Annotated in this window: 18 protein-coding genes; 3 read left to right on the forward strand and 15 right to left on the reverse strand. The window is 70.5% G+C overall.

Annotated elements, in window-relative coordinates; genetic code table 11:
* Positions 1 to 473: 473 nt before the first annotated feature.
* From pqqB to pqqA, 5 genes are all read right to left on the reverse strand, one after another.
* Positions 474 to 1352, reverse strand: coding sequence for a pyrroloquinoline quinone biosynthesis protein PqqB (pqqB, locus tag VGX25_RS19620; RefSeq protein WP_326919285.1), 879 nt, complete (start codon positions 1350 to 1352; stop codon positions 474 to 476).
* Positions 1349 to 2446: a pyrroloquinoline quinone biosynthesis protein PqqE gene (gene pqqE, locus VGX25_RS19625; RefSeq protein WP_326919286.1), complete on the reverse strand. Its 1098-nt coding sequence runs from the start codon at positions 2444 to 2446 to the stop codon at positions 1349 to 1351. The genes pqqB and pqqE overlap by 4 nt, the downstream gene beginning before the upstream one ends.
* Positions 2437 to 2697, reverse strand: coding sequence for a pyrroloquinoline quinone biosynthesis peptide chaperone PqqD (pqqD, locus tag VGX25_RS19630; protein ID WP_326919287.1), 261 nt, complete (start codon positions 2695 to 2697; stop codon positions 2437 to 2439). The genes pqqE and pqqD overlap by 10 nt, the downstream gene beginning before the upstream one ends.
* Complete coding sequence (gene pqqC, locus VGX25_RS19635) at positions 2690 to 3376, reverse strand: pyrroloquinoline-quinone synthase PqqC (RefSeq protein ID WP_326919302.1); 687 nt, start codon at positions 3374 to 3376, stop codon at positions 2690 to 2692. Before pqqC ends, pqqD begins: the two co-directional genes overlap by 8 nt.
* Positions 3377 to 3456: 80 nt before the next feature.
* Positions 3457 to 3558 carry a pyrroloquinoline quinone precursor peptide PqqA gene (pqqA, locus tag VGX25_RS19640; RefSeq protein WP_326919288.1) on the reverse strand — a complete coding sequence of 34 codons (102 nt, stop codon included), beginning with the start codon at positions 3556 to 3558 and terminating at the stop codon, positions 3457 to 3459.
* 360 nt (positions 3559 to 3918) lie between these two features.
* On the opposite strand from pqqA, the gene VGX25_RS19645 reads away from it, so the two are divergent.
* A complete protein-coding gene (locus VGX25_RS19645) occupies positions 3919 to 4821 on the forward strand; it encodes a calcium-binding protein (RefSeq protein ID WP_326919289.1) in 903 nt (300 codons plus the stop codon).
* 235 nt (positions 4822 to 5056) lie between these two features.
* Here the strand turns inward: VGX25_RS19645 and VGX25_RS19650 are convergent, their stop codons facing one another.
* Together VGX25_RS19650 and VGX25_RS19655 are read right to left on the reverse strand one after the other, a co-directional pair.
* On the reverse strand, positions 5057 to 5560 hold the full coding sequence (locus tag VGX25_RS19650; protein ID WP_326919290.1) for a DoxX family membrane protein: 504 nt from the start codon (positions 5558 to 5560) through the stop codon (positions 5057 to 5059).
* 246 nt (positions 5561 to 5806) lie between these two features.
* Positions 5807 to 7360 (reverse strand): cellulose binding domain-containing protein, encoded by a 1554-nt coding sequence (locus VGX25_RS19655; RefSeq protein WP_326919291.1) that lies wholly within the window; start codon positions 7358 to 7360, stop codon positions 5807 to 5809.
* Positions 7361 to 7522: 162 nt separating this feature from the next.
* Between VGX25_RS19655 and VGX25_RS19660 the strand changes: the two genes are divergently transcribed.
* On the forward strand, positions 7523 to 8581 hold the full coding sequence (locus VGX25_RS19660) for a helix-turn-helix domain-containing protein (RefSeq protein ID WP_326919292.1): 1059 nt from the start codon (positions 7523 to 7525) through the stop codon (positions 8579 to 8581).
* Here the strand turns inward: VGX25_RS19660 and VGX25_RS19665 are convergent.
* From VGX25_RS19665 to VGX25_RS19690, 6 genes are all read right to left on the reverse strand, one after another.
* On the reverse strand, positions 8562 to 9914 hold the full coding sequence (locus tag VGX25_RS19665) for a cellulose binding domain-containing protein (protein ID WP_326919293.1): 1353 nt from the start codon (positions 9912 to 9914) through the stop codon (positions 8562 to 8564). The genes VGX25_RS19660 and VGX25_RS19665 overlap by 20 nt on opposite strands.
* 127 nt (positions 9915 to 10041) lie before the next feature.
* Positions 10042 to 10326, reverse strand: coding sequence for a hypothetical protein (locus tag VGX25_RS19670; protein ID WP_326919294.1), 285 nt, complete (start codon positions 10324 to 10326; stop codon positions 10042 to 10044).
* A 12-nt stretch (positions 10327 to 10338) separates the two neighbouring features.
* Positions 10339 to 11736 carry a DUF4331 domain-containing protein gene (locus VGX25_RS19675; RefSeq protein ID WP_326919295.1) on the reverse strand — a complete coding sequence of 466 codons (1398 nt, stop codon included), beginning with the start codon at positions 11734 to 11736 and terminating at the stop codon, positions 10339 to 10341.
* A 14-nt stretch (positions 11737 to 11750) separates the two neighbouring features.
* Positions 11751 to 12062, reverse strand: coding sequence for a hypothetical protein (locus VGX25_RS19680; RefSeq protein WP_326919296.1), 312 nt, complete (start codon positions 12060 to 12062; stop codon positions 11751 to 11753).
* Positions 12063 to 12257: 195 nt separating this feature from the next.
* Entirely contained in the window at positions 12258 to 12827 is a 570-nt protein-coding gene (locus VGX25_RS19685; protein WP_326919297.1) for a DUF6292 family protein, read from the reverse strand.
* Positions 12824 to 13792, reverse strand: coding sequence for an acyl-CoA desaturase (locus VGX25_RS19690; protein ID WP_326919298.1), 969 nt, complete (start codon positions 13790 to 13792; stop codon positions 12824 to 12826). The genes VGX25_RS19685 and VGX25_RS19690 overlap by 4 nt, the downstream gene beginning before the upstream one ends.
* 389 nt (positions 13793 to 14181) lie before the next feature.
* On the opposite strand from VGX25_RS19690, the gene VGX25_RS19695 reads away from it, so the two are divergent.
* A complete protein-coding gene (locus VGX25_RS19695; protein WP_326919299.1) occupies positions 14182 to 14385 on the forward strand; it encodes a cold-shock protein in 204 nt (67 codons plus the stop codon).
* 284 nt (positions 14386 to 14669) lie between these two features.
* Here the strand turns inward: VGX25_RS19695 and VGX25_RS19700 are convergent, their stop codons facing one another.
* Both VGX25_RS19700 and VGX25_RS19705 read right to left on the reverse strand, forming a co-directional pair.
* Positions 14670 to 16970, reverse strand: a complete 2301-nt coding sequence (locus VGX25_RS19700; protein WP_326919300.1) for a glycosyl hydrolase family 95 catalytic domain-containing protein — start codon at positions 16968 to 16970, stop codon at positions 14670 to 14672.
* Positions 16967 to 18208: BNR-4 repeat-containing protein (locus tag VGX25_RS19705; protein WP_326919301.1), on the reverse strand; the 1242-nt coding region annotated here is incomplete at its 5' end. The genes VGX25_RS19700 and VGX25_RS19705, both read right to left, overlap by 4 nt.

Below are 18208 nucleotides of genomic sequence, written 5' to 3' on the forward strand. Positions count from 1 at the left end.
AGGGCTCACCCCTGCCCAAAGCCCGCCTTTTCCTACTTCGCCAAAAGGTAGCGGGCGCGCACATCAACGGCGGGGCCGCCAGGCCCCGCCCCTGATGGCGCGCCCTCAGGTGCCGCGCGAGGCTCGCAGTCAAGGGGCGCGGCCCATCACCCAAAACCCCCACTATTCCTCATAGTGCCGCGCTCGCGAAGCGACGCCGAAGGCGCCCTTGACAGCCAGACGCGGCACCGCACAATGCGCGCCCGCGTCCTCCCTCCCCCACCCCACAGCGGAGCTCACCCCAGACCCCAGCCCAACCACCGCACACCCCGGCCCCCTTTAGCCAGTCAGCCCTACCACCCAGCCCCCACCCCAAATATTGGGTGGGGGGTGGGTTCGTGGGCAGTTTACCCGGCGTCAACGCTCGACGATCTTGACGCGGGCAAGTTATCCACAGGTGGGGAGGGTTGGGGACGGGGGGACTTATGGGGTGGTCAGAGGTTGAGTTCGGTGCCGTCCATGGGGATCTCGGCGCCTCCATTGAGTACGGCCGCGTGTTCGGGGGAGGTGGGGTTGAGGAGGGGGTTGGTGTTGTTGAGGTGGGTGTAGAGCCAGCGTTTGGTGGGGTGGGCGGCGATTCGGGGGAGGGTGCCGGTGGGGCCGGTGATGGGGAGGTGGCCCATGGCTCGTTGGGTGGGGGTGGGGACGCCGGTGTGGGTGGCGGTGGACATCTCGTCGGCAGAGTAAAAGGTTCCGTCGAGGATTATGCAGGTGGCGCCGGCTGCCAGCTCAGTGAAACCCTCGGGCCAGGTGGAGAGGCAGGGGGCGTAGATGAGGGTGCCGCCGGTGGTGGGGTCGTGGATGCGGTAGGCGACGACCCAGGGGGTGTCTGTTGAGGACGTCGTGTACTTGGGGTGTTTGGTGCTGATGGGGATGGGGGTGATGTGTAGGCGGTCGAGGGTGAGGGGGGCGGTGATGGGGTGCCAGGTCCAGGTGCCGTAGCGGGAGAGGATCGGGGCTAGGGGGAAGTCGGTGTGGAGGGCGGTGAGCACGGCGGGTGGGGCCCAGACGGACATGACGGGGGTTTCGCGGAGCATGGTGAGGCCCAGGGTGTGGTCGAGTTCGGCGTCGGTGAGCAGGACGCCGCGCAGCGGGGTCTCGCGCGGGCCGGGGCCGGGGGCGAGTTGTTTGGTGGCGAGGATCTGGGCGCGGATGTCGGGGGAGGCGTTGATCAGGTACCAGGACGAGCCGTCGGCGCTGATGGCGAGGCAGTCCTGGGTGCGGGGCGGTAGGCCGGCGGTGCACATGGGGCAGGCGCAGTTCCACTGCGGGAAGCCGCCGCCGGCGGCGGTGCCGAGCAGGATGGCTTTCATCGGGGGGCTCGCGGCGGGGGGTGGGGGCGCATGACGAAAGCGGGTTGGTCTACATCGGACAGGATGGCGTCGACGAGCCCGCGGGACGGGGACAGGGAGCAGACCGGGTCGGTGGCGGCGGCGTCGCCGGTGAGCAGGAAGGCCTGGCAGCGGCAGCCGCCGAAGTCGACTGTCCGACGTGGACAGGTGCGGCAGGGTTCGCGCATCCAGGATTCGCCGCGGTAGGCGTTGAAGGAGGTGGAGGTGTACCAGATGTCGGCCAACGGGTGGTCGCGGACGTTGTCGAGGGGCAGGGTGGTGATCGCCGACGCGGCGGGGCAGGGCAGCACGTCTCCGTTGGGGGCGACGGTGAGTTGGCGGGCGCCCCAGCCGTACATGCAGGGCTTGGGGTAGGGCTCGTAGTAGTCGGCGACGACGTAGACGATCTCCATGGTGCCGCGCAGCCGTTGCCGCGCGGCGCGGACGATCGGCTCGGCGGCGGCGAGTTGGGCGGGGGTGGGCATGAGGGCGGCCCGGTTGCGCAGGCCCCAGCCGTAGTACTGGGTGTTGGCGAGCTCGAGCCGGTCGGCGCCGAGCAGCTCGGCCAGCTCGATCAGAGCGGCGACCTGGTGGTGGTTGGAGCGGTGCAGCACGGCGTTGACGGTCAGCGGCAGGTCGTGCTTCTTGATCAGGGCGGCCGCGTCGAGCTTGCGGGCGTGGGCGCGGGTTCCGGCGATGCGGTCGGCAAGGTCGGCGTCGGCGGCCTGAACCGACAGCTGCACGTGGGCGATGCCGGCGTCGGCGAGCGCGGACATGCGGTCCTCGGTAAGGCCGAGGCCGCTGGTGACCAGGTTGACGTAGCAGCCCAGGTTTGCCGCGCGGGCAACGAGAGCCACGAGGTCGGGGCGGGCGAGTGGCTCGCCGCCGGACATGTGCACCTGCAGGACGCCGAGTTCGCGGGCCTGCTCGAGGACCGACAGCCACTGCTCGGTGGTCAGCTCGTCGGCGCGGGTGACCAGCTCGAGCGGGTTGGAGCAGTACGGGCAGTGCAGCGGGCAGCGGTGGGTGAGCTCGGCGAGCATGCCGAGCGGGGGCTGGATTCCGGTCATGTCCATTCGACCACCCGCCGGTCGGCGAGGCGGGTGAGCACCTCGGTGATGTCGCGGTCGCGGACCCCGGTGTAGCGCTCGGCGAGCGCGGCGGCGATGTCCTCCACCGTGGACTCGCCGTCGCACAGCTCGAGGACGGCGGCGGCGGTCGGGTTGGGCACCAGCACGCCCTCGGGGAACAGCAGCACGTGGGTCTGGCGTGTCTTGTCGTAGGTGAGCCGGACGCCGCGGCGCAACCTCGGCCGGCCCTCACTCATCGGACGCGGCCCGCTCAATCGCGTCCAACATGGACCAGAGCACGTCGCACTTGAACGACAGCGCGGCGACGCACGCGTCCTGCTGGTCGCGCGTGGTCGCGTGCCGGACCACGATGTCCAAAGTAGACTTTCCCTCGCCGGACACGGCGTCGATCCGGTTGGTGAAGTAGGCCAGGTCCTCCCTGCGGATCCACGGGTAGGCGGCGAGCAGGTCGACGACCCGCTGGCGCATCAGGTGCCCGGCGAACATCTCGGTGAGACTGGAGGCGATCGCCTCCAGCCACGGCCGGGTGCGCGCGAACGTCACGTACGCGTCGACGGCGAACCGCACGCCGGGCACGACGTACCGCTCGTCGAGCACCTCGTCCCGGTTCAGGCCCACCGCCTCACACAGCCGCAGCCACCGCTCCTGGCCGCCGTCGTCGGCGCCGTCGGCCGGCCCGTCGTGGTAGACGATCCTGGCCAGCCACTCTCGGCGGATCTCCGGCACCGGGCAGTTGCTGATGATCGCCGCGTCCTTCTGCGGCAGCATGCACTGGTAGTACCAGCGATTCGCGGCCCAGAGCCGAAGCTGCGCCGCGGTCAGCTCGCCGGCGTGCATGCGCCGGTGGAACGGATGGGTGCCCCAGTAGCGGTGCGACAGCCCGCGCAACGCGCCGGTGAGCTCCTCGCCGGTCATCGGCCGGGTCGACACGTGTCACCTCCGTGGGAGGTCTCGGGGCGGGAACCGTGACGCGTCCGGCCCCCGCCCGGTGAGGATCAGTCCTCCATGCGGGCCACGTACGCCGTGACCTCCATCGGAGTCTCGTACTCCACGAAGTCGGGTGTGGTCCAGACCTCGCGCTCGGTGGATTCGATCATGGTTCACTCCTCCGCTCAAAACGGTCGAGCAGCTCAACAGTAGGAGCGTGGCCGTTCGGAACGCTAGTAGTACCAGGGGTTTTCGGCGCGACGTCCCTACCAGCGGTACACCGGTTGCCATTAGCCCGAATGGCGGTACGGCGGCGCCGGGACCGTGTGCTTAGCTCCAGGAAAACGCTTTCCTATTGGACCGCCGAGGAGGGTGCTCCCATGGCAGCGTCGGGACCCACGGCTCGCCGCGCCGTGCTCATCCTCCTCGGCGTGCTTACGTTGACCTGTACCGGATTGGCCGCCACCGGGCCGGCTGCCGGAGCCCAGCCGCCGCAGCAGGCCGGCACCTGCGCACTAGGGAGAACCACCGTGACCGACGTGATGGCCGCGGAGAACTGGCGCCCGCTGAACCCGGCGAAGTGGCAGTTCCCCGGCGATCAGGTGATCCTTGCCGAGCGGGGCACCAATCCCGGCCCGCCGCGCCGGCCCTTCGAGTACGCCACGCTGATCTCCGGCCCGGAGTTCGCCTCGGTGCAGATCGACGCCGAGGTGCGCATCGACGAACCGGTGACCCGCAACGACCGCGACGTGATCATCGTGTTCGGCTGGCGGTCGGACACCGAGTTCTACTATGCGCATCTGTCCCAGGACAACACGATCTACCCGCACAACGGCATCTTCGTGGTCAACAACGCCGACCGGCTGCGCATCGACGACCAGTGGAACGGCTCGACCGGCGCCGAGCCGTCGATCCGGGACACCGAGTTCCACCGGATCCGGGTGCGGCACTGCGCCGAGACCGGCCGGATCGAGGTCTTCGTCGACGATCTCGAGCGGCCGCGGATCACCGCGACCGACAAGACGTTCGGCTCCGGCCGGATCGGGTTCGGCTCGTTCGACAACTACGGCCGGCTGCGCAACCTGACCGTCACCGGCACCGACGAGCGGCACGTGTGCGGCGGCCGGACGCCGACCATCCTCGGCACCGACGAGTCCGACGCGCTGGTCGGCACGCCCGGCCCGGACGTGATCAACGGCCTCGGCGGCCGGGACGCGATCGCCGGGCAGGGCGGCGACGACATCGTCTGCGGCGGCGCGGATTCCGACGCGATCGCCGGCGGTCCCGGCGCCGACACGCTCTACGGCGGGCCGGGCCGGGACGCGATCAGCGGTGGCGCCGGGGACGACACGGTCTACGGCGGCCCGGACCGCGACCTCCTGTCCGGCGGTTCCGGCGCGGACACCGTGGCCCAGGACGGCCCCGAGCGCTAAGGACTGGGGCCGGGGCTAGCAGGTCATGCTCCCGAAAAGCGTCGCTGGGGTCGACCAATCTTTGGCGAGGGCGGCCGCCGCACGACGACCAGGGCAGGGCGAGGAACGAGCCCTGCCCGCAGGCGTCGGCAGCCAACCACCAACGGCGAGCAACCACCCACACCGGCCCGCAACCACCCAGGCAACCCGACCCGAGGCCGCTCGCCGAAGGCGACCGGCGGCCTTGCCCGAGCTATCAAACACTGTCCTCGTGCTGGAACCGGGCCGCGATGACCAGGCCGGCCGCGATGAACACCAGGTTCTTGATGACGAACTCGCCCTCGGCGGTGAGCATTAGCGGATTGCCGTGCTGGAATGTGACATCGGGCTGCATGATGAGCGAGAGGAATGTTCCGGCCAGGTGACCGACCAGCAACATGCAGACCAGGGTGAGCGCGCGGCCGGCGATCAGGGCGGTGCCGATGACGATCTCGAACAGGCCCACCGCCGGCACCAGCCAGGCGCGGTCGAACCAGGGCAGCGTGTTGGCCACGAAGTCGTCGACCGGCGTGACGTCGGCGACCTTGAGCGCGCCGAACCAGAGGAACACGGTGCCGATGGCCAGCCGAAGTAAGGGCAGGCTCACCCGGCGCAGGTTGCCGATCGCACGCGCCTCGACGGCCCGCACCCGCGGCAGCAGACCCGGCCGGCCACGAATACCGGGACGGGCAAAGTCGGTTTCCGACGAGATTCTTCGCATGGCTATCTCCCGAAAATTTCGGAGCAGGGCGCAATGTGTTAACCACAGTGTGCACGGTGCGCCCGCAAATCTCCTATACCCCTAGGGCATCTGCACCAATTCGCCTCGATAGCCGCGTTTCCCCTGGATAAGCCCGTGTTCACTCTGGAACTATTCCACTGTATCGATCCTGGACCCGTTCCATCAACGAAATCATTCCAAGAAAATAGGGGCGGCCGAGCGCTCGGCCGCCCCCACATCACCCGGTCAGAAACCTGCCGTGATTCGGGTGAATTCCCAGTCGGGCTGGGCGATACCGCTGCAGTTGGAGACCACGCCGCCGCCCGCGCACGGCCGGTCGCGGTTGACCGACCAGAACGCCAGCCGGGCCAGTCCCCTGGCCTTGGCCCAGTCCCGGATCTGGGTCCAGGTGGCGGTGCTGGTCAGCTCCTGCTGGTCGGAAAGGCCGTTCATACCGGAGATGCCCATGTGGCTGTACGCCGTGGCGTCCGACCAGCCGAACGCGGTCTTGAGGCTGTTCTTGAGCCCCTCCGAGGCGTTCACGGTGTTCTGGAACATGTTCGCGCCGCCGCCGAAGTCGAACGGCATGATCGTGAACACGTCGATGTTGGCCTGCAGCGCGGCCGCCCGGCTGATCAGGCGGTTGCCCCAGAAGTTGGGTCCGCTGGTCGTGGTGCCGAACGTGATGATCGTCTGGATGCCCGGGTTGTTCTGCTTGACGATCTTCAGCGCGTTGAGGATCCGGTCCTGCACGACCTCGCTTTCGAACTCGTCGGTGTTCTCGATGTCGATGTCGATCGCCCGCAGGTTGTAGGCATTGATCACCTGCTGGTAGGCCCCGGCGAGCGCGGTGGGGGTCGAGCAGTTCGGGCCCAGCTTGTTGCCGCTCCAGCCGCCGAACGACGGGATGATGTCGCCGCCACCGGCCCGGATGTTGGCGATGGCCTGGGCGTCCACGCCGCCCGTCAGCGGTCGCTGGCTGTCCCACGCGGGGGTGCAGCCGCCGCCGGACAGGACGAAGGCCATGGTGAACCACCGGATGCCGGTCGCGTTCATCACCGTCGACGGCGTCGGCGGGTTACCCCAGCCGAGGTAGAGGTACGGCGCGGCACGCCGGCCGGCCGCGGGCGGGCAGCCACCCGTTGACCCGCTGACCGGGGCGCTGCGCGCGGACTCCCCGTTGCCGTTGAACGCGGTCACCTCGTAGGTGTGCGAGGTGCAGGTGCCGAGCCCGGAGACGGTGGCCGAGGTGCCGGTCACCGTGGCCCGGACCGCGCTGCCCTCGTACACCCGGTAGCCGCTGACCGTGCCGCTGGACGCGCCCCAGGACAGCGAGATCGACGAGTTCGTGGTCGCCGTGACGCGCGGCGCCCCCGGGGTGCCGGGCGCGCCGGGGTTGCTCGGCCCGCCGCTGCACGAGGCCCCGTTGAAGGTGCAGTTGGCGATCCCGGGGAAGTTGCCGGGGCTGCCGTTGAAGCCGAATGTGGTGCTCGCGCCGGCCGGCAGGCTCGGCGCCCAGCTCGGGTTGGTGAACGTGTAGCGCTGGCCGCTGTTGCTGCGCACCGCGTCCCAGGACGAGGTGATCGAGTATCCGGCGGGCAGGTCGAACGACACCGACCAGCCGCTGATCGCGCTCGTGGTGCCGTTGGTGAGCGTGAACTTTCCTTCGAACCCGCTCCCCCAGTCGGACACCTTGGTGAAGGTGGCGGTCGCCGGGGCGGCGCTCGCCGGCACGGAAACGACGGCCAGCGCCGCCAGCGCGGCGATCGTGGCCATCGGTAGTAGTCGTCGCATTCGCATGTGCGGTCTCCTCGCAGAGCAGGGCAGGCAGGGTCGCGGAGTCCGGTAGCCGACGGTGTAACCGTCAACATATATAGTGTGGTCTAGACCACATAGCGTGTCAATGTCTAGACCATTCGACGCGAAATCGTGGCACCATGAGTCACGGAGCGTGACGCGACGATGCGGCACGAACGGGGGTGGCCGATGGAGCTGGCCGGGCTCGGGGTCGGTCCTGCCGAGCAGCAGGTCTACGAGGTCCTCCTGCACCATCCCGACCGGACACTGGCCGAGCTGACCCGCCTGACCGGGATCGGCGCCACCCGGCTGCGCGCGCTGCTGAAGTCCTTGGCGGGCAAGGGCCTGCTCACCAGCACGCGGCACCGGCCCGCCCGGTACGCACCGTCCCCGCCGGACATCGCGCTCGAGGTGCTCGCCCTGCGCCGCCGGCAGGAGATCGAGCACGCCCGGCTGGCCGGGGTGGCGTTCCGCAACCGGGTCCGCCCGCAGACCCCGGCCGCGCTGGACACACCCGTCGAGCTGGTCCGCGGCCGGCCGGCGGTGACGCTGCGGTTCCGGCAGCTGCAGGAGATGGCCCGGCGGGAGCTGCTGATCCTGGACAAGCCGCCGTACGTGGTGGAGCCGGACGGTCAGCAGCACCTGCAGCGGGAGCTGCAGAGCCGCGGCGTGCGCTACCGGACGATCTACGACCGGGACGCGCTCGAGCCGCAACGGCGGCTCGAGCAGCTGCGGCAGCTCGCCGCGCACGGCGAGGAGGCCAGGGTCCTGCCCGGCGTGCCGATGAAGCTCGTGATCGCCGATCACACCGTGGCGCTGGCCCCGCACCGGCTGTCCGGCCAGGACTCCAGCGCCATCCTGCTGCGCTCGTCGGCGCTGCTGGACGGGCTGGTCGCGCTGTTCGAGTCGCTGTGGGAGCAGGCGACGCCGCTGTGGCCGCAGCACCGCTGGCCGCCGCCGCTGCACGACGCGGCCACGGACCCGTTGAGCAGCAAGGATCAGCAGCTGCTCGCGCTGCTCGCGGCGGGGCTGACCGACCAGGCCATCGCCCGCAAGCTCGGGGTGGCGCTGCGCACGGTCGAGCGCCGGGTCCGCCGCATGATGGACGGACTCGGCGCCCGGACCCGGTTCCAGGCCGGCCTGCAGGCGGGACTGCAGACCGCCACCCGCGCCCTGCTCGGCTCGCCGGAGCCGGACGACTCGGTCAGCCCCGGAACCCCTTGAAGATGTTGGTGAACTCGTAGGTCGACTGGGAGATGCCGCTGCACGTCGCGGACACCCCGCCGCCGGGGCAGCCGCCGTTGTCCCGGCCGACCGACCAGAACGCGAGCAGTCCGATGTGGTTGGTCGTGGCCCAGCCGACCAGCTGCCGGGCGTGCGCCTGGGTGAAGATCTTGCCGTTGAAGTTGCGGCCGATCATCGGGGTGACGCCGAGCATCCGCTTGAGCTCGCCGTCGGACTTGCCCGGCCAGATCTGCCGCAGCTGCCGCAGGCTGCTCTCCGCCGCGGCGATCACCGCGTCCCCCCAGCTGGCGCGCGAGCTGCCGAACTCCATGGTCATCGGGTTGACCAGCACGTTGAGCCCCTTCGCCGCCGCGTTCTGCAGCACGGTGATCGAGTAGGGGTCCATGCCGAAGTCGTCGCCCTGCACGCGCATCGTGTAGCTGATGCTCGTGCCGCGCTCACGCTGCAGCCGCACCAGGGCGGTGTTCACCATGTCGTGCGGGATCGAGGCCTCGACGTCCACGTCGAGGTGGTTGCCGCCCACCGTGTCCAGCACCCGCTTGTACTGGGCCAGCAGCGCGTCCGCGGTGCCGCACACGTGCTCGAGGTAGGGTCCGACCGCGCCGCCGGTGGCCACCACCACGTCACCGCCGGACGCCCTGAGCGCGCGCACGTCGTTGACGATCCGGGCGTCGTTGATCGGGATCGTGCCGCCCCAGGCCGCGTTGCAGCCGCTGTGGTCGCCGAGCGCGAACGCGAGCGTGAAGTGCCGGTGGCCGGTCGCGTTGGCCACCGACACCAGCGACGGCGTGCTCATCGTGATGTCGATGTAGGGCGCGGCCCGGATGGTCCCCGGCGGGGGCGGCGGCTGCGTGGGCGTCGTCGTGGTGGTGGTTCGGGTGGTCGTGGTCGTCGGCGGGGCGCCGCCGCCGCACGGCTGGCCGTTGAGCCGGCAGTTCGTCGGGTTCGCCGTGCCGTCGACGTTGAAGCCGAACGACACCGAGGCGCCGGCGGCGACCGAGCCGTTGTACTCCCGGTTGACGAACGTGTAGTGCGTGCCGCTGGTGGTCAGCAGCGCGTCCCAGTAGGCGCCGACCGTGGTGCCCGAGGCCAGGTCGAACTCGACCCGCCACCCGTTGAGCGCGGCCGCGTCCGCGGCGGTGACCGTGTACCGCGCGGTGTAGCCGGTGGCCCAGGTGGAATCCTTGCCGAACGTCGCCGTCGGCGTGGTGGCGGCGCCGGCCGGAGCGGACAGCATGAGCGCCGCGACCATGATCGTGATGACGCCCGCGGCCAAGGCGGGCAGGGACACCTTGCGCAGGGTGGACTTCATGAACCGAGCGTAAAGCGGTCTAGACCAATCGTGAGCGGCGGTTTGCCGACAGGGTCGGTATTCCGACATGCGCCGTGCGAGCCACCTTCGGGATGTCGGGATCGCCCTTGGTGGCCCGCACGGCCTTTCAGTCCCAGTGGTGCTCGGTGACCTGGCCACCGAGGATGGTCACACTCCCCTGCGGCGTGTCGTCCCGCCGCCAGATCGTGTACTCCCCCGCCGGGACGCTCGGAAAGACGGCGCTGTAGCTGGTGCCGTGCCGGCCATGTCTGGCATGCACCACGTTGTGGCTACGCAGCACCGTGCCGTCGCGGCCGGGACTGATCTCGATCTCGGTCTCGGAGTGCTCCGGTCCGGTGTGGATGACCAGGGCGCCGATGTCACCGCCGATGTCGAGCACGAGGCTGTCCATTGCCGTTCTCCCTTACTTGGACGGGTTGTCGAACCCGCTGTGCGGCACGCCGAGGTACGGGAACCGGTCGAGGTAGGGCATGTCCAGGTCGTCCGGGGTCACCCCGTCGTCCACCTGGGACGCCGCCGCGTCCGGCGTGAACGTGTTGTCCACCAAGGCATACGTCGCACCGGCGACGGCCCGCAGCTCGATGGCGACCACGTCGTCGAAGACCCGGCGCCCGTTCGGGAAGCCGGCCAGGTCGCCACCCAGCAGCCCGAGGATGCTGGGCTTGTCGCTCGGCTTGATCGCGGTGTTCAGCCGCATCAGATCGGCCTGCGTCTTGCCGGTGAAGTTCTGGAAACCGGGGATCAGGCCGGACGGGATGCCGGTCAGCAGGATGGCGAGCAGGTCGGCCCGCGGCTTGCCGGACTTGTTCAGCGCGTCCAGGTTCGGGAACACGCCGGGGAACAGCACCGGCAGCAGGTTGGCCACCTCCGGCTTGGCCACGAACTGGGCGAACTGGCTGTCCTTGTGCGGCGGCTGGGCGTTCCAGAAGTCCTTGCGCCCCATCGGCACGATGACCTCGTTGAACAGCGGCATGGCCAGCCGGGAGACCTGCCAGAACGGCCCGCTGGTCCACTTTCCCTTGTCGACGGTGTCGTACATCCGCACGCGCTGGCGGCTGGCCGAGGTCCACACGCCGATCGTCGCGCGCGGGTCGTCGACGTCACCGCCGGTGTAGCCGTCCCTCGTCAGGTCGCCGATCGGCACCTGCAGCACGATGGAATGCACGTTGAGGTTCTTGGTCGCGTTGACCCCTTGGCCGGACGTGGGGAACTTGGCCAGCCCGAAGTGCTCGTGCGCGTCGGCGAACGGGCGCGGGTCGAGCAGGTCGAAGACCGCGCCGAGGTCGACGTAGAAGCCCTCGGCGCGCTGGCCGGCGAACACCGTGCGCCCGCCACCGAGGTCGTTCACCGCCGCGTCGGCCAGCTTTGCGTAGTCCGGTGTGGACAAGGGGCCGATATTGCACGGCGGGCATGGCAACCGCTTCGCCAGCCGGTTCTTGCGGCCCCGCGAGTCCACTCTGGTCACCGAGTAGAACTGCCGGCGGTTCCAGTTGGGCGAGTCCAGCGCCAGGATCGGGCCGGTGTTGTAGAGGAAGGTGTTCGGGTTGCGCACCTCGGTGTCGAAGTTGAACTGGTAGGTGACGTCGGCCTTGCCGTCGCCGTTGTTGTCGATGTGGATCTGGTAGAGCACGTCGTCGCCGAACTCGTAGAAGTTCGGGCCACCCGCCGGCGGCTGCAGCGGCACGTAGTTCGCGATCAGGGTGACGGTGTCCGGCTTGTCCGGGCTGACGAAGGCGTAGACGTCGGTGGAGTCGGCGACCGGATCCTTGGCGATCTCCGGTGCCTCCCGGTGGGAAGACATGGTGGGTGAGCCTCCTAGCTCGCGTTGGCGGACTGCCGAACGAGCTCGGCGGCCACGTCGCGGTTGGTGAAGCTGTGGGACTTGTCGCCGACGAGCAGCAGGAGCTCCCCGGTGCCGGCGTCGCGCACGTGCACGACGAGGTCCTTCGGCGCCTGGCCGGCATCGCCGGCGCCCGAGCCGAAAGCGGACACGGCGGTCGCGCCGACCGCGCCGGCGGCGACGCCGGCCGCGGCCAGCGTTGCGCCACCGAGGATCAACTTGCGGCGGGACATGCCGCCCGGCCGGGCCGGATCGGCGGCGTCCGTCAGCCACTCAGGGTGAGCCATGGTGAACTCCTTCGAATAGCCGAGGTCTGTCGCCTCGCCACCCGTATTCGCTCGCCGGCTCCTGGTGGATTGCCGCGACTCGCGGCGGAATTAGCTGATCTCGAACCCGTGCACCGACGGCGGCGCCACGTGGACGCGCGGCTTCCAGCCCGGGATCACGGGCAATGGCAGCGGCCCGGGGATCGGTGGGGACGGCTACTGCGTGATCTGGCGGCTCAACCGGGCGGCCAGGTCGTCGCCGTCGATGGCCGGAAAGGCGGGGCGCAACCGGGCCGGGCGGCCGTCGAGCACATCGGCGACGAACCGGGCGACGGTGTCCGGGACGGGCACCACGTCGTCTCCGCCGAGGTAGCCGACCACGAAGGGCGGCTCACCGGGGTCGGTCTCCACGGCGACGAACCAACCGACCCGGTCGCCCCACACCAGCATCAGGTCCCGGCCGGGGCACTGGGCGCAGTGCTGGGCCAGTCCCAGGTAGGCGGTGACGGTGTCGCTGATCTCGAAGCCCGTGGCCTCGGCGGGGACGCCGACCGCCGCGGCCACCGCCCGGACGTACCGGGCCAGCTCCCGCTCGAGCGACAGCGTGCGGGCCGCGCGGCCGTCGTCGAGACCCAGCATGCACAGCAGCCGGGTGAGGTCCGCGGCGTCGACGGCCTGGCCGGTGACCGTGCGCACGGCCCTGGCGCGCAGCAGCATCGAGTCGGCCTCGGCCTGGGCGCGGGCCCGTGCGAACTCTCCATGCCGGTGCGCGGCTGGCCAGGTCACGTGATGGCTCCCTCCCGGCTGATCAGGCGGGACAGCCGCTGGGTCGTTGGCCAGCGGACCTGCCACACCCAGCCGAGCTTCTCGAACAGCCAGATGACCCGCGCCGAGATGTCGATCTGGCCGCGGAGCACCCCGTGGCGGGCGCAGGTCGGGTCGGCATGGTGCAGGTTGTGCCACGCCTCGCCCATGGACAGGATCGCCAGAGGCCAGAAGTTGGCCGACTTGTCCCGGCTGCTGAACGGCCGGCTGCCGATCATGTGGCAGACCGAGTTCACCGACCAGGTCACGTGGTGCTGGAACGAGATCCGGGCCAGGCCCGCCCACAGGAACGCGGTGAGCGCGCCCCACCAGGACAGCGTGAGCACCCCGCCGAGCACCGCGGGAACCGCCAGGGTGAGCACGACCCAGAGCGGGAACAGCCGGTCGACGATCCGGATGCCACGGTCGGCGGCCAGGTCCGGGGCGAACCGGTCGATGTTGGTCTTGTCCCGGCTGCTGAACAGCCAGCCCATGTGCGCGTGCCAGAAGCCGCGGACCAGCGCGACCGGCGAGGTGCCGAACAGCCAGGGCGAGTGCGGGTCACCCTCGCGGTCGGAGAAGGCGTGGTGCCGCCGGTGGTCGGCCACCCAGGTGATGACCGGGCCCTGTGCGGCGAGGCCGCCGGCGATGGCAAGGGCCACGCGCAGCGGGCGGCGCGCCTTGAACGCGCCGTGGGTGAAGTACCGGTGGTAGCCGATGGTGATGCCGAGCGTGGACACGACGTAGAAACCGGCGCCGATGGCGAGGTCGAGCCAGCTCACCCCCCACCCCCAGAACACCGGGATCGCCGCGACCAGCACCGCGAACGGGATGAGCAGGAAGGCCCTGATCGTCACCATCTCCACCCGCGACTGCTGCCCGGACAGGATGGGTTTGGGGCCGGTCGGTGCTCGTTCGGGGGGCGCGGTCGGGGTGGCTGTGGTCATACTGTCTCTCTTCTGTGTTCAGACCCGGCCGGACCGGCAGTCCACAACGAGGTTCGCCGAGGGCTTCGAGGGGTGTACCAGCGCGCAGGGACCGACCACACGTCGGTGCTCCCGTCCCCGGTCGCGGCGACCGGACTAGGTCGGCCGAGAACGAGACCGGCTCGACTGCCGGCATACGAAGTGCTCTCGACAGCTATGACGGTACCGTACGGCGACCCCACCTCCCACGGCGTCGCCGGGCGTGTACTGTGAGGTAGTTCTCCGGGGATTGATCGGCACCCGGTCCCGGTAGGACAGCTGACTGTCCATCCGTCCACAGTGGACGGCCGGGACAGCCACCAGACTCTCACGGTGAGGGCCTGATCGGGTGCCATGAGGAGATAGCTTTAATGGCGCAAGGCAGTGTGAAGTGGTTTAACAGCGAGAAGGGCTTCGGCTTCATCGCGCCCGACGGTGGCGGACCGGACGTGTTCGTGCACTACTCGGAGATCCAGGGCAACGGCTTCAAGTCCCTGGAGGACGGCCAGCGCGTGGAGTTCGAGATCGGCCAGGGCCAGAAGGGCCCGCAGGCGCAGGGCGTCCGCGCTCTGTAGATCCACTTGGTCGAGGGGCCCGCTCCCAGCCCGGGAGCGGGCCCCTTTGCCGTCTAAGGCGCGTTTCGAAGTGCGCCGAGGTCGGCCGATCTTTGGCGAGGGCGGTCGCCACACGACGACCAGGGCAGGGGCGAGGAACGAGCCCCTGCCCGCAGGCGTCGTCAGCCGACCACCCACGACAGGCAACCACCCACCCCGGCCCGCAACCACCCAGGCAACCCGACCCGAAGCCGCTCGCCGAAGGCGACCGGCGGCCTTGCCCGAGCTAGAAAACACCGTCTTCGTCAGTCCGGCAGGCCCCACGGCGGGGCGGGCTCGGTCGGGGTGACCGGGCGGATCCGCAGGTCCGGGCGGTGGCCGGCGGCGTGGATGAGCACCTCCTCCCCGCGGCGCAGGTCGATCTCGAGGTCGCCGCCGGGCAGGGTGCGCCAGGGCAGGCGCCGGCCCCATGAGCTGCGCAGGGACAGCGGGCCCTGGATGCCGGGGCGCACCCGGCAGGGGGCGCCGGCCAGGCTGGCCAGCCGGACGAAGTCGGTGCGGCCGGACCGGCGAGCGGCCGACAGCAGGAAGGCGCCCTGGGTGCGGAAGTTGTGCACGGCGGCGTCCGGCCAGGCGGCCGGGAGGGCCGGGAAGACCCGGATGACGTCGCCCCAGCTCTGGCAGACCAGGTCGTGCAGGGACTGGCCGGCCGAAAGCGGGGTCTCGATGACAGGGCCCGTCTCCTTGTACATCGTGTTCGGTTGCACAAAGCGACGCAGCAGCTCGGCGAGGTAGAACCGGGCGTCGTCTCCGCGGAGCAACTGGGCCGAGATGGACGCGGCGCCGGTGAAGCTGTAGCCCTGCAGGGCGCCCTCGAAGCTGATCCAGTGGCGCAGGGACCGGTCGATGAGGTCGACCTTGTCCGGTTGCTCGCCGGTGATCTCGTACAGCGGGTAGACCATCAGCAGGTGCGAGTAGTGCCGGTGCGACTTCGCGAACGGCACGTCGGCGCCGATCATGAAGCCGTTGGCGTCGACCGGGTAGTCGACCAGCGTGCCGAGCACCTCCCGCCAGCGCGGGGCGAGCGGGTCGTCGACGCGCAGGATCCGGGCGGCGTCGAGCAGGGTCCGGCAGCCCCAGCGGATGAGGGCCAGGTCGTAGTTGCAGTCCACGGCGTTGACGCCGTACTCCGGGGAGAACGTGAACGGCAGGTGCAGCCGGCCGTCCGGCCCTCCGAACAGGAAGTGCAGGTAGTAGCTGATCGCGCGGCGGAGCAGCGGGAACACCACGTCGCGCAGGATGGCCACGTCCATGGTGTGCCGGTAGGACAGCCACACGTTGTGCAGCGCCCAGGTGAGGTTGCCGACCTCGGGGGTCGGCGTGGCCTGGCCGGGGACGCCGACCGGGAAGCCGCTGGTTCCGGTGCCGGCCGAGTTCTGCAGGGTCATGTCGGTGGTGCGCGGGATGCCGGCGGAGTCGGCCCGCCAGCGCTCGTCGACCTGATCGATCAGGTTCCGCCGGAACTCGTCCAGGCTGCGGGTGATCGCGTCGAGCTCGAGGTGGTTGGCGCCGTGGATCATCCAGTACTCGAGCTGGGCGTTGAGGTTCCACCAGGTCGCCGGCCACGGGGTGGGCTCCAGCCAGGGCCCGCAGGTGGCCATCACCGGGGCGTCGCGGCGGGCCGCGGCGGCCAGCTTGTAGAGCTGGATCCAGTAGAAGCTCTGCACCCGCTGGTCGGGCAGGGACAGGAAGCTCCTCCGGTAGTAGGCGTGCCACCAGGCCCGGTGGTCGCGGGTGAGCGCGGCCAGCGGGAGCACGGCCGCCGAGCGGACCATGCCGATCGCGCGCTCCCGCGCGGTGGTGTCGGGGTGCGACCAGGCGACGCCGGCGTAGAGCGTGCGCCGCCGGCCGCGGCGCGCCTCCCGCCAGGCGGTGACGTGCTGGCCCCCGGCGAGCAGCGGCTGCACGATCACCTCGAGGTCGCCGGGCCGCTCAACGGCCGGCGGCGGGTTGCCGGTGTAGCCGGGCGGCGGGGTCCGCCCGAAGATCGGGTTGGCCCGCGGGCTGATCGCCTCCTCCGGGTGGAACACCCAGCGGAAGTCGCGCTCGCCGTCGCTCGGGAGCACCTCGACGGCCAGGACCGACCGGTCGTTGTGCACGAGGGCGCGCAGCGCGAGGCTGCCGGCCGCGGTGGTGATCGTGCCGCGCAGCTCGGCGTTCCACAGGTCCAGCCGCCAGTCGACGCCGGTGATCGCGCCGACCGGCTCCAGGGTCAGGTGCCCGATCGGCAGCCGCGCCAGCCCGAACAGCGAGCCGAACTCCGGGCGGTGGTCCTGCACCTGGCTGTGCTGGACGTTGAACCGGACGGCGTTGGCGCCGGGCTGGGCGTAGATGCCGGAGCCGAGGAAGGCGTTGCCGAGGAACGGGCCCTCGAACCAGGTCTGCGGCATCCGGCGCCACACCAGGTCCGCGTCGGCGAGGAACCGTTGCCAGTCGACGTCCTCGTGCACCAGGCTCTCGGCGGCCGCCGCCGGGGCGGCGAGCAGCGCGCCCGCGGTGCCGGCCAGCGTGGCGCCGAGCAGCGTGCGCCGGCTGAGCTCGGTCATCGGTCCCTCCCGGCCACGTAGACGTCCCCGTCGGCCACGGTGACCTCCCTTGCGCTGGCCGCTCCGGTGGCCAGGATCCTTGCCGGGTCACGGAAGTTGCCGATGACCTCGATCCGCTGCACCGGCCGGGGCGTGGAGATCACCGTCTCCGGACGCCAGAACCGGCCGGCCGTCAGCAGGTAGGTCTCGATGTTCGGCTGGCCGTCGCGGGTGGCGTACACCCGCCAGGTGAGCGCGTCGAGCCGCTCGATGTCCCGGGTGCGGATGCCGGTGGCCACCTCGTCGGTGCGCCAATCCCGGCCGGTCCACCGCGACACCCGGTTGTGCTGCACGCCCGCGTCGTCGGCGCCGAACCACAGCACGAATGGCCGGCGGCCAAGCACGGTGCCGACCTGCTGGATGTAGTCCGGCGACTTCTGCCCCGCCGGGCGGACGAACGGCGTCACGACCACCTTGCAGCGCCGCTCCTGGTCGGCGTCGTCGAGCCGGGCGCCGAGGTCGTTGCCGAGGACGTCGTGGAAGCGCAGGGTATTCGGGTCGAACGTGGCGTAGTGGATGTCCTTGTGGAACCAGTCGTGCAGGTGCTGGTCCGGTCCGCCGCCGGCGAGTGTCCACACGAGATGGACGCGCTCCCGCGTGCCGAACGTGCCGGGGTCGTAGCGCAGCTGTCCCATGTAGATCTCGTTGAGGTTGTCGGCGCGGTCGGTCGAGCCGAGCGCGAACGGCTCCCCCGTGATCTCCCTTGAGCTCTGCCAGGTCCGGCCGTTGTCCCGGGATCTCATGTACAGCAACGGTCTGGTGTCGCTGGGCACGGACGGGTCCAGCGTGCGGCTGGTCTCCCGGAAGAACACGAACAGCTCCCCGCGCGCCGTGCGGAACGGCATCGGGTAGCTGGCCGCCGCGCCCGCCGGGACCACGCTCGAGGTCCAGGCGCCGTCGACGGCATGCGGCCGCGGCGACCGGGCCACCACGGTCTCCCCGTTGTGCATCCCCACCACGATCAGCACGTGCCCGTCCGCGGCCTGGACCATCGTCGGGTAGTTGTGCGAGTCGCCGCGGCCGCCCACCACGAACGTCGGCGCCGACCAGGTCCGCGTCCGGTGGTCGTAGGCCTGCACGTAGCTGTCCTCGTTCCGCCCGCCCCAGGAGATGAACGTGGCGCCGGCGACGCGGTCGTAGAGCCCGCCGGCCACCGGGCGGCGGTCGGTGCGGGCCGCCACCGCCGTGGGGGGGGGGGG

Source organism: Actinophytocola sp., assembly GCF_035942955.1.
GTDB lineage: Bacteria > Actinomycetota > Actinomycetes > Mycobacteriales > Pseudonocardiaceae > DASYTH01.